14 protein-coding genes are annotated in these 18,459 nt (G+C 74.3%); 8 read left to right on the top strand and 6 right to left on the bottom strand.

Annotated elements, in window-relative coordinates; all coding sequences use genetic code 11:
* The first annotated feature begins 69 nt into the window (after positions 1–69).
* From ACLWS4_RS19300 to manA, 7 genes are all read left to right on the top strand, one after another.
* Positions 70–1,359 carry an ABC transporter substrate-binding protein gene (locus ACLWS4_RS19300; protein WP_416874742.1) on the top strand — a complete coding sequence of 430 codons (1,290 nt, stop codon included), beginning with the start codon at positions 70–72 and terminating at the stop codon, positions 1,357–1,359.
* A 193-nt stretch (positions 1,360–1,552) separates the two neighbouring features.
* Positions 1,553–2,425, top strand: a complete 873-nt coding sequence (locus ACLWS4_RS19305) for a carbohydrate ABC transporter permease (protein WP_074005259.1) — start codon at positions 1,553–1,555, stop codon at positions 2,423–2,425.
* Between the two features lie 6 nt (positions 2,426–2,431).
* Positions 2,432–3,373 (top strand): carbohydrate ABC transporter permease, encoded by a 942-nt coding sequence (locus ACLWS4_RS19310; RefSeq protein WP_416874743.1) that lies wholly within the window; start codon positions 2,432–2,434, stop codon positions 3,371–3,373.
* A gap of 82 nt (positions 3,374–3,455) precedes the next feature.
* Positions 3,456–4,712 carry a glycoside hydrolase 5 family protein gene (locus ACLWS4_RS19315; protein ID WP_388047052.1) on the top strand — a complete coding sequence of 419 codons (1,257 nt, stop codon included), beginning with the start codon at positions 3,456–3,458 and terminating at the stop codon, positions 4,710–4,712.
* 40 nt (positions 4,713–4,752) lie between these two features.
* The gene (locus tag ACLWS4_RS19320) at positions 4,753–7,800 is read left to right on the top strand and encodes an alpha-mannosidase (protein WP_416874744.1); all 3,048 of its coding nucleotides are present in this window, start codon (positions 4,753–4,755) and stop codon (positions 7,798–7,800) included.
* Positions 7,801–7,864: 64 nt separating this feature from the next.
* A complete protein-coding gene (locus tag ACLWS4_RS19325; protein ID WP_416874745.1) occupies positions 7,865–8,797 on the top strand; it encodes an ROK family protein in 933 nt (310 codons plus the stop codon).
* 20 nt (positions 8,798–8,817) lie between these two features.
* The gene (manA, locus tag ACLWS4_RS19330) at positions 8,818–10,026 is read left to right on the top strand and encodes a mannose-6-phosphate isomerase, class I (protein ID WP_416874746.1); all 1,209 of its coding nucleotides are present in this window, start codon (positions 8,818–8,820) and stop codon (positions 10,024–10,026) included.
* Positions 10,027–10,112: 86 nt separating this feature from the next.
* On the opposite strand, the gene ACLWS4_RS19335 is transcribed toward manA, so the two are convergent.
* From ACLWS4_RS19335 to ACLWS4_RS19360, 6 genes are all read right to left on the bottom strand, one after another.
* Positions 10,113–10,508, bottom strand: a complete 396-nt coding sequence (locus ACLWS4_RS19335) for a DUF2267 domain-containing protein (protein ID WP_049660531.1) — start codon at positions 10,506–10,508, stop codon at positions 10,113–10,115.
* Between the two features lie 248 nt (positions 10,509–10,756).
* Entirely contained in the window at positions 10,757–11,335 is a 579-nt protein-coding gene (locus tag ACLWS4_RS19340; RefSeq protein ID WP_387829245.1) for an acyl-CoA thioesterase, read from the bottom strand.
* On the bottom strand, positions 11,332–11,529 hold the full coding sequence (locus tag ACLWS4_RS19345) for a hypothetical protein (protein WP_049657510.1): 198 nt from the start codon (positions 11,527–11,529) through the stop codon (positions 11,332–11,334). Before ACLWS4_RS19345 ends, ACLWS4_RS19340 begins: the two co-directional genes overlap by 4 nt.
* 371 nt (positions 11,530–11,900) lie before the next feature.
* Positions 11,901–12,863 carry a DUF6528 family protein gene (locus ACLWS4_RS19350; protein WP_416874747.1) on the bottom strand — a complete coding sequence of 321 codons (963 nt, stop codon included), beginning with the start codon at positions 12,861–12,863 and terminating at the stop codon, positions 11,901–11,903.
* Positions 12,864–13,149: 286 nt separating this feature from the next.
* Positions 13,150–14,538, bottom strand: coding sequence for an NAD(P)/FAD-dependent oxidoreductase (locus ACLWS4_RS19355; protein WP_416874748.1), 1,389 nt, complete (start codon positions 14,536–14,538; stop codon positions 13,150–13,152).
* Positions 14,539–14,645: 107 nt separating this feature from the next.
* The gene (locus ACLWS4_RS19360) at positions 14,646–15,143 is read right to left on the bottom strand and encodes a flavoprotein (RefSeq protein WP_380742520.1); all 498 of its coding nucleotides are present in this window, start codon (positions 15,141–15,143) and stop codon (positions 14,646–14,648) included.
* A 501-nt stretch (positions 15,144–15,644) separates the two neighbouring features.
* Here ACLWS4_RS19360 and ACLWS4_RS19365 point away from each other — a divergent pair.
* Complete coding sequence (locus ACLWS4_RS19365; protein WP_416874749.1) at positions 15,645–18,332, top strand: LuxR C-terminal-related transcriptional regulator; 2,688 nt, start codon at positions 15,645–15,647, stop codon at positions 18,330–18,332.
* Positions 18,333–18,459: the final 127 nt, after the last annotated feature.

Below are 18,459 nucleotides of genomic sequence, written 5' to 3' on the forward strand. Positions count from 1 at the left end.
TTGCGGAATCCGACACAACCCCCGAGCTCGGCACGATCCCCCACCCACCCCCAGGACCGGGAGACCCTCATGCGAAGAATCTGGGCGGCACTGACCACGACCGCGCTCGCCACCGCCGCGCTCACCGGCTGCGGACTCGGCTCCGGCGACACCAAGGACAGCGACGCGGTGGCGAGTGCGGCCGCCACCGGCGAGGTCAAGGGCAAGGTCTCGATCCAGACCTGGTCGCTCAAGCCGAAGTTCACCGACTACATGCAGGGCGTGCTGGACGGCTTCAAGAAGAAGTACCCCGGCGTCGACGTCGAGTGGCTCGACCAGCCCGGTGAGGGCTACTCCGACAAGGTGCTCAGCCAGGCCGCCGCCGGCAGCCTGCCCGACGTGGTCAACCTCCCGCCGGACTTCGCCTTCCCGCTGGCGAAGAAGGACGTCCTGCTGGACATCGCCAAGGCCGACCCCAAGCTCGCCGAGGAGTACGTCCCCGGCGGCGTGGACGCCTACCGGTTCAACGGCTACCAGGGCACCTTCGGCTACCCCTGGTACCTCAACACCGATGTGAACTACTGGAGTTCCGAGCTCCTGGCGAAGAACGGCCTGGACCCGCAGAAGCCCCCGGCCAGTCTGGACGAGCTGATCGCCCAGGCCCGGACGATGAAGGAGAAGTCCGGCGGCCAGACCTACCTGATGAGCCGCAAGCCGGGCATCGGGGACCTGTACAACATCGGCGTGAAGATCATGTCCGACGACGGCAAGTCCTTCACCTTCAACACCCCCGAGGCCGCCGCGCTGCTCGACAAGTACCGCGACGCCTTCAAGGAGGGCCTGATGCCGAACGGGGTGCTCACCGACACCTACGCCGGCAACTCCAAGCTCTTCAGCTCCGGCACGGTGGCCTGGACCACCGGCGGCGGCAACTACATCACCAGCCTCGCCACCGACAACCCGACCCTCGCCCCGAAGGTCGTCTCCTCCCCCGCGATGGCCACCCCGCCGCTGTACGTCCAGGGCCTGTCCATCCCGAAGAACACCAAGAACCCGGCCGCCGCGGTGGCCCTCGCCCGCTGGGTGACCAGCCCCGAGAACCAGGCCGCCTTCGCCCACCTGACCAGCGTGTTCCCGTCCACCAAGGCCTCCGCGAACGACCCGTTCTTCAGCAAGAGCGACGGCACCAACGCGGGCGACGCCAAGGTGACGGCCTTCGCCTCGCTCGCCAAGGCCAAGCTGATCCAGCCGGTCGAGGTCGACGACGCGATGGGCACCATCATCAAGCAGCAGTTCGCGCTGGCCATCAGCGGCGACACCAGCTCCAAGCAGGCGCTGGACACCGCCGTCGAGCAGTGCAACAAGCTGCTCAAGGGCTGATCCGACGCCGCCCCGGCACCAGCCCCGCGGTGCCCCACCCCGCACCGGCGAAGCACCGGAGACGTACCGGAGACGTACCGGCGCGGCACCGGAGACGTACCGGCGAAGTACCGGTGAAGCGGCGGGCCTCCCCCGCGCCCGCCGCTCCCCGGGAATCACCCGCACCACCCCCAGGCCCCAGGAAGGCAACGGCATGACCCACCGGCGTTGGTTCACCCCCTGGCTGCTCGCCGGGCCCGCGATAGTCTGGCTGGCCGTCTTCAACCTCTGGCCGGCCGTCAACACGGTGATCCTCTCCTTCACCAACGCCAAGCCCCTGGGCGGCGGGCAGTTCACCGGCCTGGAGAACTACGGCCGGCTGCTGGACGACGACCAGCTCGCCGACGCCCTGGTCAACAGCATCGTGTTCATGCTGGTCTGCCTGCCGCTGCTGACCGTCCTGCCGCTGCTGCTCGCCCTGCTGGTGCAGCGCAAGATCCCCGGCATCACCTTCTTCCGCACCGCCTTCTACACCCCGGTGATCGCCTCCGCCGTCGTGGTGGCGCTGATCTGGGGCTGGGTGCTGGACGAGCGGGGCCTGGCCAACGGCCTGCTGCAGCAGACCGGGCTGGCCGACTCCCCGGTCGCCTTCCTGACCGACCGCTGGCTGCTGCTGTTCAGCGCGATCGCCCTGACCGTCTGGAAGGGCCTCGGCTACTACATGGTCATCTACCTGTCCGCGCTCGCCAACGTCCCGCGCGAGCTGCACGAGGCGGCGGCCGTGGACGGCGCCGGACCGCTGCACCGGTTCTGGCACGTCACCCTGCCCGGGGTGCGCCCGACCATGATCCTGATCTCGGCGCTGATCTCGGTGAGCTCGCTGCGCGTCTTCTCCGAGCTGTACGTGCTCTCCAACGGCCTCGGCGGCCCCGGCGGCCGGGACATGTCGGTGGTGATGCTGATCCAGATGTACAGCCGCGGCTTCAACGGGCATCTGGGCTACGCCTCGGCGCTCAGCCTGCTGCTGTTCGTCGTCACCCTCGGCCCGATGCTGTTCCTGATGCGGCTGAACCGGAAGGCGGCCTGACCCCCCATGACCACCGTCCGCACGCCCCAGTCCCCCGACACCCCCGCCGAGCCCATCAGGGCCGCCAAGGCCGCCAAGGCCGCCAGGCCCACCGGCCCCGTCGGGCGCTCCCGGAGCTTCAACACCCCCTCCACCGCGCAGACCGCCACCCGCTACCTGCTCCTGGTGCTGGTCCTGCTGCTGGTCATCGGCCCCTTCCTGTGGCAGCTGTCGACCTCCCTCAAGGGCCCCGCCGAGGACGTCTACACCCGCACCCCGAGCTTCCTGCCCGACCAGCCCACCCTGGGCAACTACGGCAAGGTCGCCGAGGTCATCCCGGTGTGGACCTACGCGCTCAACTCGGTGATCGTCGCCGTGGTCTGCATCACCGGCAACGTGGTCGGCTGCACGCTGGCCGGCTACGCGCTCGCCCGGCTGCGCTTCCGCGGCGCCAAGCTCGTCCTCGGCCTCTTCCTCGCCACCCTGATCCTGCCCGGCGAGGTCACCATCGTCTCCCAGTACGTGCTGGTGCGCGGACTCGGCCTGGCCGACACCCTGGCCGGCGTCGCGCTGCCCGGCTCGATCGCGATGCTCAACGTGCTGCTGATGCGCACCGCCTTCGCCGCCGTCCCGGCCGAACTGGACCAGGCCGCGCTGGTGGACGGCGCCAACGTCTGGCAGCGGCTGTGGCACATCGGCCTGCCGAACGTGCGCGGCATGCTCAGCGTGATCGTGATCTTCACCTTCATCGGCGCCTGGGACGACTTCCTGTGGCCGCTGATCGTGCTCAACGACCCGCAGAAGTACACCCTCACCGTCGGGCTCCAGTACCTCAACGGCACCTTCGCCGCCAACCCCCGGCTGATCGCGGCCGGCACCATGATCGCCTTCCTGCCGATCGTCGTGGTGTTCGGCGTCTGCCAGCGCTTCTTCTTCAAGGGCGTCGAGGAAGGAGCCGTCAAGGGATAGCCCGACCGGGGACCGCCCCCGCCGGTGACGACCCACCGTCCGTACGCCCCACACCCGTTGAGGAAGCCCTCCGATGACCCCGATGACCACCGCTCCCCGCTTCGGCGTCAACTACACGCCCAGCGCCGGCTGGTTCCACCACTGGCTCGACTTCGACCTCGACGCCGTGCGCGCCGACTTCGACTCCATCGCCGCCCTCGGCCTGGACCACGTGCGGGTCTTCCCGCTCTGGCCGGTCTTCCAGCCCAACCGCACCCTGATCCGCCCGCGCGCCGTCGAGCAGCTGACGGCCCTGGTGGACGCGGCCGGCGAGCGCGGTCTCGACGTCGCGGTGGACGGCCTGCAGGGCCACCTGTCCAGCTTCGACTTCCTCCCGTCCTGGACGCAGACCTGGCACCGCCGCAACATCTTCACCGACCCCGAGGTGCTCGACGGCCAGGCCGCCTACCTGCGCACGCTCGCCGACGCGCTGAGCGAGCGGCCCAACTTCCTCGGGATGACGCTCGGCAACGAGATCAACCAGTTCTCCGGCGCCCCGCACCCCGACCCGGACCGGGCCACCCCCGCCGAGGCGGAGGCCTGGCTGCGCCGGATGCTCGACGCCTGCGAGCAGGGCGCCCCCGGCCGGCTGCACCTGCACGCCTCGTACGACGCGGCCTGGTACCTGGACGAGCACCCGTTCACCCCCTGGCACTCGGCCCGGATCGGCGCCGCGACCGCCGTGCACTCCTGGGTGTTCAACGGCACCGCCCAACGCTACGGCGCCCACTCCACCGCCACCGCGCAGCACGCCGCCTACCTGGTCGAGCTGTCCAAGGCCTGGGCGGACGACCCGGCCCGCCCGGTCTGGCTGCAGGAGGTCGGCGCGCCCGCCCCGCACATCACCCCGCAGGACGCGGCGCGCTTCACCGGCGCCACCGTGGAGGCCGTGCTGGACTGCCCGGACCTGTGGGGCGTGACCTGGTGGTGCTCGCACGACGTGGACCGCTCGCTCGCCGACTTCCCCGAACTGGAGTACAGCCTCGGCCTGTTGACCACCGACCGGACGGTCAAGCCGGCCGGCGCCCGGCTCGCCGAGGCCGCCGCCGAGGCCCGCCGCTCCTGGCAGCCGCCGAAGCCGCGCAGCACCGCCGTGGTGGTCGCCACCGGCGACGAGGCCCTCTCGCCCCGGCGCTCGGTCTGCGGCCCCGGCGGCCCGGTGTACGAGGCGTTCATGCGCCTCGCCGCGGAGGGCGCCCGCCCGACCACGGTGCTCGCCGAGCGCGCCGAGGACCGCGAGCACCTCGCCGCGCGCGGCATCACCGAGGTGGTCCACCCCTCCGACGTACCGTCCCTCTAGTCCGTCCGTTCCCCTCAGCCACGCAACGGAGCCCGCTGACATGCACGATGACCGCACCCTGGTCGAGTCCCGCCTCAAGCGCGTCCTGGACGAGCGCATCCGCCCGGCCGTCTACCCCGAGTCCGTCCCGCTGGAGGTCGGCATCTGGACGGCTCCCGGCGAGCCCGTCCCGGTCGCCGAGGGCCTGGCCGCCCCGCGCACCCCGATCGCGGTCGGCGACGCCTGGGGAGCGCCCTGGGGCACCAGCTGGATCACCGTGACCGGCACCGTGCCGCGGGAGTGGGCCGGGCGCACCGTCGAGGCGCTGATCGACCTCGGCTTCGACGCCAACATGCCCGGCTTCCAGTGCGAGGGCCTGGTCTACCGCCCGGACGGCTCCCCGGTGAAGGGCCTCAACCCGCAGAACCAGTGGGTGCGGATCGCCGCCCCGGCGGCCGGCGGCGAGCAGGTGCTGCTGCACGTCGAGGCCGCCTCCAACCCGGTCATCCTGGACTACCACCCCTTCCTGCCCACCGAGTTGGGCGACAAGGAGACGGCCGGCGACCAGCCGCAGTACAAGCTGACCCGGATGGACCTCGCGGTCTTCGACGAGACGGTCTGGCAGCTGGTGCTGGACCTGGAGGTGCTCGGCGAGCTGATGGCCGAGCTGCCGGTGGAGGGTGCCCGCCGCTGGGACATCCTGCGCGCGGTCGAGCGGGCGCTCGACGCCGTCGACCTCCAGGACGTCAACGGCACGGCGGCGGCGGCCCGTTCGGAGCTGGCCGGTGTGCTGGCCGCGCCCGCCGTGCCGTCCGCGCACCGGATCAGCGCGATCGGCCACGCGCACATCGACTCGGCCTGGCTGTGGCCGCTGCGCGAGACCGTCCGCAAGGTGGCCCGCACCACCGCCAACATGACGGCGCTGCTGGAGGACGAGCCGGACTTCCTCTACACCATGTCCCAGGCCCAGCAGTTCGCCTGGATCAAGGAGCACCGCCCCGAGGTGTACGCCAGGGTCCGCAAGGCCGTCGCCGAGGGCCGGTTCGTCCCGGCGGGCGGCATGTGGGTGGAGTCCGACACCAACATGCCGAGCTCGGAGGCGATGGCCCGGCAGTTCGTGCACGGCAAGCGGTTCTTCCTGGACGAGTTCGGGGTGGAGAACCACGAGGCCTGGCTGCCGGACACCTTCGGCTTCACCGGCGGCCTGCCCCAGATCATCCGCAACGCCGGCTCCAAGTGGCTGCTGACGCAGAAGATCTCGTGGAGCCAGATCAACAAGTTCCCGCACCACACCTTCCTCTGGGAGGGCATCGACGGGACCAGGATCTTCACCCACTTCCCGCCCGTGGACACCTACAACTGCTCGATGAAGGGCAGCGAGATCGCCCACGCGGCGAAGAACTTCAAGGACAAGGGCGTCGCCCGGCACTCGCTCGCCCCGACCGGCTGGGGCGACGGCGGCGGCGGCACCACCCGCGAGATGGTCGCCAAGGCGGCCCGGATGAAGGACCTGGAGGGCTCGGCCACCGTCCGCTGGGAGAAGCCCGCCGAGTTCTTCGCCAAGGCCGAGGCCGAGTACCCGAACCCGCCGGTCTGGGTCGGCGAGCTCTACCTGGAGCTGCACCGCGCCACCCTGACCAGCCAGGCGAAGACCAAGCAGGGCAACCGGCGCAGCGAGAACCTGCTGCGCGAGGCCGAACTCTGGTGCGCCACCGCCGCGTTGCGCACCGGCGCGGAGTACCCGTACGAGCAGCTGGACCGGATCTGGAAGACGGTGCTGCTGCACCAGTTCCACGACATCCTGCCCGGCTCGTCCATCGCCTGGGTGCACCGCGAGGCCGAGGCGACGTACGCGGCGCTGGCCGGGGAGCTGGAGGCGCTGATCGGCGCGGCCCAGCAGGCGCTGGCCGGGGCGGCCGCCGGCGGGCGGGAACTGGTGTTCAACTCGGCGCCGCACGGCCGCTCGACGGTGCCGGCCGGCGGGGCCGCCACGGTCGGCCTGCCGGACGGCACCTGCGAGGCCGTCGAGCGCCCCGGGGGCGGCTTCACGCTGCGCAACGGCCTGCTGGAGGTCGTCGTGGACGCGGACGGCCTGATCGCCTCGGTGGTCGAGACCGCGACCGGCCGGGAGACCGTCGCCCCCGGCAGCCGGGCCAACCTGCTCCAGCTGCACCCCGACTTCCCCAACATGTGGGACGCCTGGGACGTCGACCAGTTCTACCGCAACACCGTCACCGACCTGACCGGCGTGGACTCGCTCACCGCCGCGTCCTCCCCCGCCGGGGCCTCGGTGCGGATCGCCCGCTCCTTCGGCTCCTCCACCGTCGTCCAGACCCTCACCCTGCCGGCCGGCGAGCAGCGGGTGGACATCGACACCGAGGTCGACTGGCACGAGACCGAGAAGTTCCTCAAGGTCGCGTTCCCGCTGGACGTCCACACCGAGCGCTACGCCGCCGAGACCCAGTTCGGCCACCTCTACCGGCCCACCCACACCAACACCAGCTGGGACGCGGCCAAGTTCGAGGCCTGCAACCACCGCTTCGTCCACCTCGACGAGCCCGGCTGGGGCGTCGCCCTGGTCACCGCCTCCACCTACGGCCACGACGTCACCCGCACCGTGCGCCCCGACGACGGCGGGACCACCACCACGGTCCGCTTCTCGCTGCTGCGCGCCCCGCGCTTCCCCGACCCGAAGACCGACCAGGGCCTGCACCGCTTCCGGCACGCCCTGGTGCCGGGCGCGGCGATCGGCGACGCCGTCCGCGAGGGCTACCGGATCGGCCTGCCCGAGCGGACGGTCACCGGCAGCGCCGAGCGGGTCGCCCCGCTGGTGGAGCTGGACAACGACGCCCTGGTGGTGAGCGCCGTCAAGCTCGCCGACGACCGCAGCGGGGACCTGATCGTCCGGGTCTACGAGGCCGGCGGCGGCCGCGCCCGGGGCCGGCTGACCACCTCCTACCCGCTGGCCGGCGCCGTCCCCTGCGACCTGCTGGAGCGGCCCTGGGACGGCACCCGCGGCGAGGTGGCGGTCGAGGACGGCGCGGTGCGCCTCGCGCTGCGCCCGTTCGAGCTGGTCACCCTGCGGCTCAGCGCCGCCCGCCGAGGCTGATCTACGCTGTTCGGCGCCCCGGCCCCGCGGCCGGGGCGCCGCCCCCTACTTCCTGGAGCCCACCGTGCCGTTCACCCCGCTGTTCGCCGCCCTCGACATCGGCGGCACCAAGATCGCCGGGGCGCTGGTCGACGCCGACGGACGGCTGCGGCACCGGCTCCAGCTGCCCACCCCGGCCACCGAGCCCGGCACGGCCGTGCTCGCCGTGGTGCACCAGGTGCTGGAGCGGCTCGCCGGGACGGCCGACTGGGCCGCCGTGACGGCCGTCGGGATCGGCAGCGCCGGCCCCGTCGACCTCGCGAACGGCACCGTCAGCCCGGTCAACATCCCCGGCTGGCGCGGCTTCCCGCTGGTCGCCGCGGTCGCCGCGCACCCGGCGGTGGCAGAGCGCACGCTGCCCGTCCACCTCGCCGGGGACGGCGTCGCGATGGCCGCCGCCGAGCACTGGCAGGGCGCGGCCCGGGGCGCCGACAACGCGCTCTGCCTGGTGGTGTCGACCGGCGTCGGCGCCGGACTCGTGCTCGACGGCGCGGTGCGCCCCGGCCCCAGCGGCAACGCCGGCCACCTCGGCCACATCACCGTCGACCTGGACGGCGAGCCCTGCCCGTGCGGCTCCCGCGGCTGCCTGGAGGGCCTCGCCAGCGGTACCGCGATCGCCCGCCGGGCGCTCGCCGAGGGCTGGCGGCCCGTGGACGGCGACCGGACGGCCCGCGCCGTCGCCGCCTCCGCCGCCGCGGGCGACCCGGTCGCGCTCGCCTCCTTCGACCGCGCCGCCCGGGCGCTGGCCGCCGGGATCGCCGCCACGGCCGCCCTGGTGGACCTCTCCCGGGTCGTCGTCGGCGGCGGCGTGGCCGAGTCCGGGGACGTGCTGTTCGCCCCGCTCGCCCGCCACCTGGACCGCTACGCCGCCCTCTCGTACATCCGCGGCCTCGACGTGCGCCGCGCCGAGCTCGGCACCGACGCCGGGCTGATCGGCGCGGCCGCGCTCTGCCGCTGAGCCTCCCCGGAGCCGCCCGCATGCCGCCGTTCGCCCTCCTGAAGAACCCCGTCCGCCGCTACGCCTGGGGCTCGCCCACCGCCATCCCCGCGCTCACCGGAACCGCGCCCGACGGCACCCCGCAGGCCGAACTCTGGCTCGGCGCCCACCCGTCGGCGCCGTCCCTGCTGTGCGGGTCCGGCGACGAAGGCGACGGCAGCGGCCCGCGGCCGCTGGACCGGCTGATCGACGCCGCCCCGGACGGCCTGCTCGGGGCGGACACCGTCCGGCGGTTCGGCCCGGCGCTGCCGTTCCTGTTCAAGGTGCTGGCCGCCGACCGGGCGCTCTCCCTCCAGGTCCACCCCACCCGCGCCCAGGCCGAGGCCGGGTACGCGGCCGAACAGGCCCGGGGCATCCCGCTGGACGCGCCGGAGCGGGTCTACAAGGACCGCGGGCACAAACCCGAACTCCTCTGCGCGCTCGGCGACTTCGAGGCGCTGTGCGGCTTCCGCCCGGCCGCCGGCACCGCCCGGCTGCTGGACGCGCTCGGCGTGCTCGCCCCCTGGGCCGCCGCCCTGCGCACCCGGCCCGCCGAGGCCGTGCTGCCCGAGCTGCTGCGCTCCGGCCTGAACGCCGACGGCTCCGAACTCGCCGCCGTCACGGGCGCCCTGCGCCGCACGGCGGCCGCCGGCGGGCCGTACGGCGCGAGCAGCGCCGCGTACGCCCGCCTCGCCGAGGAGTACCCCGGCGACCGGGGGCTGCTCGCCGCCCTGCTGCTCCACCACGTCCGGCTCACCGCCGGGCAGGCGCTGTACCTGGACGCCGGGGTGCCGCACGCCTACCTCCGGGGCGTGGGCGTGGAGTTGATGGCCAACTCGGACAACGTGCTGCGCTGCGGCCTCACCCCCAAGCACGTCGACGTGGACGGCCTGCTGGCGGTCACGGACTTCCGGCCCGGGGAGGTCGAACTGCTCGCCCCGCGCCCGACCGGCGACGGCTTCGAGGAGGAGTACCCGTCGCCGGCCGAGGAGTTCAGGCTCTCCCGGCTGCGCCCCGGCGCCGCCGCCGTCCGGGTCGACCGCCCCGCCCCGCAGATCCTGCTCTGCGTCTCCGGGCGGGCCCTGCTGCGGGCCCCCGGCGGCTCCGAACTCCCGCTTCCGGCGGGCGCGTCGGCCTACCTGCGCCCGGGCGCCGGGCCGGTCGGACTGACCGGCCCGGGCGCGGAGCTGTTCCGGGCCACCACGGGGTAGCGGCGCCGACCGGCCGAGGCCGCGGGCGGCAGACTCAGGCGGCGGGCACCCGCCGCGGGCTCAGGCGGCAGGCACCGGCCGCGGGCTCAGGCCGGTGCCGGGTGGCCGAACAGCAGGTCGTAGCCGTCCGGGAGTTGCTCGATCACCTGGTCCAGCAGCTCGCCGGGGACGAGGTCCGCGACGGCGCTGAGCACGGCCCCGATGTCCCACTGCGCCGTCGCCGGGGTCGCCCCGTCGATCCACCCCACCACGGCCTGCACGAAGCGCTCGGCGGTCAGCGGTTCGGCCGCGGGCTGGGCGTCGCGCAGCAGCGAGGCGTAGGTCTCGGGCAGCGCGTCGGCGAGTTCGCCCCGCTCGGACCCCACCAGGTGCTCGCCGAGCAGGGCCAGCACGACCCGGGTGGCGTGGTCCGCCTCGGCCGCGCCCCGGTACTCGCCGCGCTCCACGACGCGGGCGAGGAAGTCCTCCCAGGAGATGGTCATCGCGTCCTCCTTCCGGTCGGCGGGCTCGGCCGGACCGACGGCGGCGCGCTCGCCCTGGGCCAGGACGGGGATCGCGGTCCGTGACCGCCGTGGGACGTACCGGTGCCCGTGCTGCTCAGCGTAACTCGCCCCGGCGCCTTCGGAACCGGCCGCCGCCGTCAATCACGCCGCCGCCCCGGGGCAACGGTCCGTCCTGCGGTCCACCGGGCTGTTCACCGCACCGCCCGCCGCGCCGTTCACCGCGCCGTTCACCGCGCCGAGGCGTGGCACCGCCTGCGCGGCCGCCGGGACGGCAGCAGCCCGCCGGTGGCCGGGCCGGCCGCCACGCGCTGCGCCGGGGGCGCCGCGCTCACCGCTGCCGCCGCGGTCACCGTCGTGGCCGCCAGGACCGCCTGGGCCCGGGCCGGGTCCGGCATAAACGCCGAGAGAAAGATCCGTTCCGCCGGGCTCAGCGCCCGCGAGCGGCCGGATTCGCGGTCCCGGGCGACCACCACGGTCCGCGCCCGCATAAAGGTGAGCCGGTCCCGGCAGACATTCACCTCGACCTGGGCGGAACTCCGTCCGAGCCGTTCCACGGTGAGCACCACCGAGAGCGGCTCGGGCCGGTGGTGCAACTGCTCCAGGTAGTCGATCTCGTGCCTGGCGATAATGAACCCGGACGGGAACAGCGACTCCCGGACGGCGGTTTCGTGGTGGCAGAACAGGTCGTAAATCCCCTCCTGGATGTAGCCGACCAGACGGGCGTTGTTGATGTGCCCGTTCTCGTCGACGTCGCTCCACCGGGTGGGGCAGGACAGCACGTGCACGCCCGGCAGCACCGCGCTCACTGCCGGGTCAGCCCGGCACCGGCGGGGAGCAGCGCGCGCTGCAACCTGGCGTAGTAGCCGGAGTGTTCGGCCGCCATCCGGGCCGCGGTCCAACCCTCCTCGGCCGCCTCGGCGGCGGCCTGGACGACCAGGCTGTCCAGCACCGCGTCGACCGCGCGGCACAGATCGTGGACGGCCGCGAGCCGCTCGGTCACATCCGCCCCGCTCCCTGCGTTCCGGGACGGGAAGGCGGCCAGTGATTCCATCGCGAGTTGAAGGTCGTCGACTCCGTCTGGCCGGTTTTCCGCAGGGAAATTCCGCATGATTTTCTCCATGACTCATTCGGCCATTACGGCCCAGTAGCTAGCGTTCGAATGCACCGGATCGGTGTCGACCCCCCGACCCCACGACGCTATCCCAGCCGACGGGGGTCGACGGATGGTTTGCCGACCGCGACGGAAAACTGACCTCCATCGGAGTAGTTTGTCGGTGTACACAATATGCCCCATCAGTCGAATGCCGTCCGCAATTCGAGTGGTATCCACGACGCGCGGCCCCGGATCGACTCCTCGGGGAACGAAATCTGCTACCAGACGCTCCACCACCTCGCCTTGTACAGGTGCGAGCCCCGCAGCGACCGCGTCCCCTCCGGCCGGTGCAGGGTGATCACCGAGGTGCACCAGTCGCACGGCGCCTCGTGTTCGGGCGCCACCGTGAGCAGCCGGCCGGTGCCGGGTTCGTCGCCGACGCTCTTGAGGTCCCGCTCGGCGGCCGGATCGGCCAGGTGCACGGCGGTGAAGCGGTCGGTGGCCGGGTCGAAGCGCCACAGGCCGGTCAGCGTGGCCACCCAGAACCGTCCGGGATCCGCCAGGACGGGCGCCAGGTCGTGCCCGCCGCGGTCGGGCAGCGGGCTGCTCCGCACGACGGTGAGGGCGGGCGCGGCCGGGGTGCCGCCGACCCGCAGCGCGGTCAGCGCCGTGTCGCCGAGCACCCAGAGCAGGCCGGTCCGCCCGTCCCAGTGCACCCCGTGCGCGCCGGGCAGCGGGAACTCCGCGTACGCCGCGGCCCGCGGGCCCTGCGAGGCCGCGTACAGCCGCACCCAGCCGCCCGCGCTCGCCGCCACGGCCACGTTGCCGTTCGGCAGCAGCTCGATGCTGTGCGGGTTGGCGGCCGTCCCGAGGTCCGTCGCCCAGTGGACGCGGCCGGTGGTGGTCTCCACGACGGCGGCCAGCCCGCCGGAGGCGGTGGTCAGCAGGAAGCGCCGCCCCTGCCGGATCCGGGACTTGGCCTCGTCCGGGTCGGTCCAGCTGCGCGCGGGCGCCAGATCCGTCAACTCCGGTGCGCGGTCGGCACTCCAGCCCCACACGACCGGCAGTCGGCCCGGGCCGCGGTAGGCCATCAGCTCCTCGGCGCTCTGCAACACCAGCACGCTGCGCGAGGCCTGGTCCACGACCGCCACCTGCCGGCCCGGCGACCTGGCCCACGCGCCGCTCGTCGGCGCGCAGAGCAGCAGGGCGACCGCGAGGGCCGGCAGTGTTCTCCTCAGCACGCCTTCACCGTGGGTGCTGCGGGCCGACTCCGCTCGGCGGCACGTCCGAACGGACGATCGAAGCGACGGCCGTGGATCGCGCGGCGCCGGCGGCGGGTCCGCCTCGTTCACTGTCATCCGGACATCCTGGCGGGACGACCGCACCGGCGGCCGTCGCACCGGGTCGGCACGCCGCCAGACCGTCAACCCGGTGCCGCCCGCACCCGTTCAACACCCGGTTTCCCGAAGGCCCGAGGCCCGGCCCCGGAGGCCCGAGGCCCGGCCCCGGAGGCCCGGACCCGTGGGCTCAGCGCCCGGAGACCAGATCCGCGACCCGGGCGATCGGCGAGGTGCTGGCCCGGCCGGCCGCCTCCTGCCGGTCGGCGGCGTGGTACGCGGCGTACATCGCGTGCACCCCGAGCCAGCGCAGCGGCTCCGGCTCCCAGCGCCGCACGGTGTGGCCCACCCAGGGCAGCCGGGTCAGCTCGGTGTCCCGGCCGAGCACCAGGTCCCGCAGGGTGCGGCCGGCCAGGTTGGTGGTGGTCACCCCGCTGCCGACGTACCCGCCGGCCCAGCCGAGCCCGCTCACCCGGTCCAGCTCCACGGTGGCGCACCAGTCCCGGGGGACGCCGAGCACGCCCGCCCAGGCGTGGTCGATCCGGGCGTGCGCGGCGGCCGGGAAGAACCGGTCGAGGACGGCCCGGAGCTGGCGCACCGTCTCCACCTGGGTACTGCCGTCCGAGTCCGTCCGCGAGCCGAACCGGTAGGGCACGCCCCGCCCGCCGAGCGCGATCCGGTCGTCGGCGGTGCGCTGCGCGTACATGTAGGCGTGCGCGAAGTCGCCCAGCACCTCGCGGCCCTCCCAGCCGGCCTCCGCCCAGAACTCCGCGGGCAGCGGCTCGGTGGCGACCATCGCGGAGTTCATCGGCAGCCAGGTGCGCTTCTCGCCGCGCAGCCCGGCGGTGAACCCCTCGGTGGCGCGCAGCACGTGGTCGGCGGTGACGGTGCCGTACGGGGTGACGGCGCGGGGCTTGCGGTAGCCGCTGCCGGGCAGGATCGCGGTGACCGCCGTCCCCTCGTGCACCTCGACGCCCAACTCCCGGACGGTGCGGGCCAGTCCACGGGCGAGCCGGGCGGGCTGGATGCGGGCGCCGTGCGCCGTCCAGCAGCCGCCGAGGGTGCCGGCGACGTTGATTCGCTCGGCCGCCTCCTTGGCGTCGAGCAGCTCGACCCGGCCCTCGCCGTAGGCCCGCTCGGCCTCGACGTGGGCCCGCAGGCGCTCCAACTGCGGCTTGCTGCGGGCGACTTCGAGGACGCCGCCGCGCACGATGTCCGCGTCGATCCGCTCGGCCCCGGCAACGCCGACGACCTCCCCGACCGCCTCGTCCATCGCCCGCTGCATCGCGGCCGCGCGCTCCCGCCCGTACCGCCTGGCGAAGGCTCCACGCCCCGCGAAGCCGTTGTACAGCCAGCCGCCGTTGCGCCCGGAGGCGCCGTAGCCGCAGAACCGCCGTTCGAGGACGGCGATCCGGAGACCGGGGTCGGCCTTCTTCAGGTAGTAGGCCGTCCAGAGCCCGGTGTACCCGCCGCCGACCACGCACACGTCGACGTCCCGGTCCCCGGGCAGCGCGGGGCCCGGCTCCGGCACCCCGTCCGCCGCGTACCAGAACGACACCTCGCCGTTGACCGCCGCCACCGGAAACCTCCCGTACCCTCGCTGACCTGCCCGGACGCTACCTCCGCGGGTTCGGCCCGGGCCACCCCCCACACTGCAAGGATCACCGGGCCCGATCAGCCACCCTGTCAGTCCCGCAGCAGCTCCAGGGCCCGCGTCCAGTCGTACGAGCCCGGCGTGAAGTCCGCGATCCGCACCCCCATCCGCCGCAGCCTCGCCAGGCTGTCCGCATAGGCCGGATGCGCCGCCTGCGCCGCGCTCAGGCAGGGCTGGACGGCGACCGGGACTCCCCAGCCGTACGACTCGCAGAGGATCCCCAGCGCCAGGGTGTCCGAGATGCCCAGGGCCCACTTGTTGAGCGTGTTGAAGGTGGCGGGGGACACGACGAGGGCGTCCGGGTCCGGCAGCGGCCGGGGCTCCCCCGGCTTCCGCCAGGCGGAGCGGATCGGGTACCCGGTCCGCGCCTCGATCGCCTCGGCGTCGATGAACCCCATGGCCTGGGGCGTCGCCACCACCCCCACGTCCCAGTTCTGCTCCTGCGCGGCCGAGATGAGCTCCCCCACCCCGCCCGCGACCCCCGCCGCGCACACCACGACGTACAGCACCGGCTTCCTCGTCTCGGACACCCTCGGCCTCCCCACTCTCGGACTGCCCGCTCTCGACCCGCCTGCGGACCCCCGAACAGTAAGCCGCCCCCGTGGCCCGCTCCACCCGCCCGGTCGACGCCCGACGGAATCGAGCGGTATTCGAACAACCTGGCCGGGCCCCACCAGTACGCCGACGAACCGAGTGGGCACGACTGCCCGTCCGCCGCTCCGCTCCGGGACCCCGCCCGACGGGCCGGGCGGCCGGGTGCGGCCGTCGTCGCAGGCAGGGCGCCCTGCGGGAAACCCGGCGGTAGCGTCGGGATCAAGCTTCGCCATGAGCATGATCACGCCGTTTTCCGTTTCGACCGGCCGCCTCGCGCCACCCGTGGGTGAAGATCGAACCGGAAAGAGATCGTTCACGATGTTCCTGCGAAATACGGCTCCGACGACCGCGGAAACCCCTGTCCGGACCGCTGGGGACGGCCCGGACCGGTACCACGCGCCGGACCGGCCGAACAGGACCGACAGGATGGGGAGCACATGCTCTTGGAGCGCGACGAGGTGCTGGGCACGGCCTCGGCGGCCGCGGCGGCGGCGCGGGCGGGCAGCGGACGCTGGGTCCTGCTCTCGGCACCGGTGTCCGGCATGGGACGGACCGCCGCGCTGGAGGCGATCGTCCGGCGGCAGGCCGACGGTGACGCCGTACGCGTCGGACGCGCCCGCGGCGTACCGGAGGAGACGGCGTTCCCGTTCGGGCTCGTCCGCCAGCTCTTCGCGGACGACGAGGCCGTGCCCTTCTCCGTCGCGGCCGGAGCGGACGAACAGCGGCTGTTCCACGGGCTGGTGACCAGGCTGACCCGGTCCGCCGCCGAGCGGCCGGTCCTGCTCGCGGTGGACGACCTCCACCACGCCGACGAGCCGTCCCGGCGCTGGCTCGGCTACCTCGCCCGCCGCATCGCCGAGATCCCCGTCCTGCTGCTGCTCACCGAGCGCGCCGACCCGTCCGGTCCGGCCCCCTTCCCGCCCGCCACCGGCACGGCCGTCGCCCTCCCCGCGCTCAGCGTCCCCGCCGTCATCCGCCTCGCCCGGGACGCCGGCCTCGACCAGCGCTCCACCGTGGCCTGCGTCGAGGCGGGCATCGGCAACCCGGCCCTGGTGCGGGCGCTCGTCGCCGACTTCGCCGACGGGGCGCTCCCCCGCCCGTCGTCCACCCCGTCCCGCAGCCGCTTCCGCGACACGATCGCCCGCTGGCTGGGACGGGCCGACCCCTGCGTACGCCACGCCTGCCTCGCCCTCGCCGTCGCCGCCGAGGGCGGGATGCCCGTCGGCCCCGGCCTGCTCCACCAGCTCTCCGACCTCTGCACCGCCACCCGCTCCCCGGGCGAGCGGTCGGCGCGCCGCATCAGCAGGCTGCTGGACCACCCCCTCGCGCGGGAGGCCGTCCTCGCCGTCGCCGCGCCGGAGGAGATCGCCGCACTGCACACCCGCGTCGCGGAACTGCTCGACGAGAGCGGCGCGCCCGCGACCGCCGTGGCCTCCCGGCTGCTGCGGGTCGAACGGCCCGGCGAGGCGTGGATGGCCCGCTCGCTGTCCGAGGCCGCCGAGGAGGCGATGCGCGCCGGTCACGTCGCGGAGTCCGCCGCGTACCTGCGCCACGCCCTGAGCGGCCCGCTCGATCCGGACCGCCGGGCCGCCCTCACCATGCGCCTCGGCGCCCTGGAGCTCCCGCACAACGCGACCGCCGGCATCCGCCGGCTCCGCACCGGACTGGAACTGCACACCGACCTCCGGGACCGGGCCACCGCGGCCACCGCCCTCTGCGCGGCCCACGTCGCGCGCCGGGATCCCGACACCGCGCTGGAGGTCCTCCGCCGGGCCGGTCGCGGCGCCGACGACGACGAACTCGTCCAGGTGCTGGGGACCCTCGGCGCGCTCGTCTCCTCGCACGACAACGACGCCTGGCGCGGCGCCGTCGCCGGCCTGCGCGCACTCGCCCCGACCGCGCCCCCCGCCATCGAGCCCCTGGTGTGCGGACTGATCACCGAGTACGAGGCCGGGGCCGGCCTCTGCTCGGCGGCCGAGGTGCTCGACCGGGTCCGGCCGCGGCTGGCGGCGCCGGTGGACCCGCGGCTGCGGACCGCCTGGCTCGGCAGCGCGGCGACCCTGCTCCAGTGGGCGGACCGCCTGGACGAGGCACGGGAGTTGACCGGCCAGTGCCTGCCCGCCCCGCCCGTCCCCCCGGACCTGACCGACGTGGGCCTGCAGTGCCTGCTCAGCGTCCGGGCCGAAACCGCGCTCTGGGCGGGGGAGTTCGACCGCGTCATCGCCGAGAACGCCCCCCTGGTGGAGGCGACCGCCGGACAGGGCGTCCGACTGCCGCACCTCGCCGCCATGGTGGCGACCGCCCGGCGCGAGACCGGCCGGCGCTCCGCGGCCTGGGAGGCCGTGGCCCTGGTCGGCCCGTCCGGCAGCGACAGCTCCTGGGAGTGGAACGAACTCAGCTACACCCGGGCCCTGTTGCACGCCGCGGACGGCGACTGGCAGGCCGCCCTCGACGACTACCTGGTCTGCGGAGCCGGCCAGCTCGCCCACGACTTCGTCAGCCCGGTCGCCACGCCGTGGCGCTCCGGAGCGGCGCTCGCCCTGGTACGGCTCGGACGGCGGGACGAAGCCCGCGAACTCGCCGAGGAGGAGCTGCGCCATGCCCGGACCTGGGGCACCCCGCGCACCGTCGGCCGGGCGCTGCGGGCCTACGCCGCGGCCGTGGGCGGCCGGCTGGCCCTGTGCTCGCTGACCGAGGGCGCCGAACTGCTCAGGCCGGCCGCCGCGCCCGTGGAACTCGCGGAGGTGCTGATCGACCTCGGCCGGGCCCACATCGAGGCGGGCAGCGGCCGCAAGGGCCGCGACACGCTGCGCGAGGCGCACGCCGTGGCCCTGCGGCTGGCCGGGCCCGCCCCGGAGGCCGGCGGACCGGCCCCGGTCGGCCGTCTCCTCGGTGCGGCGGAGGAGGCGCTGCGCGAGGGCGGGGTGCGGAACCGGGACGGCGGGCACGCCCTGAGCCCCGCCGAACGGCGCGTGGCCGAACTGGCGGCGGCGGGGCACACCAACGCCCAGATCTCCTCCGCGCTCTGCCTCACCCGCCGCACCGTGGAGACCCACCTCACCAACGCCTACCGGAAGCTGCGGATCGCCCGGCGCACCCAGCTGGTGTCGGCGCTGGACCGGTAGCGGCCGCGGACGCGCCCCCGCCCGGGTGCGGATGCACCCGGGCGGGGGCGGCCGGTTCGACCCGGCCCGGCGTGATCAGGGCCTCGGCGCCGGATCCCGCGTCAGGACTCGGCGTCAGGACTTCGGC

The sequence above is a fragment of the Kitasatospora sp. SC0581 genome, from assembly GCF_048159585.1.
Lineage (GTDB): Bacteria > Actinomycetota > Actinomycetes > Streptomycetales > Streptomycetaceae > Kitasatospora.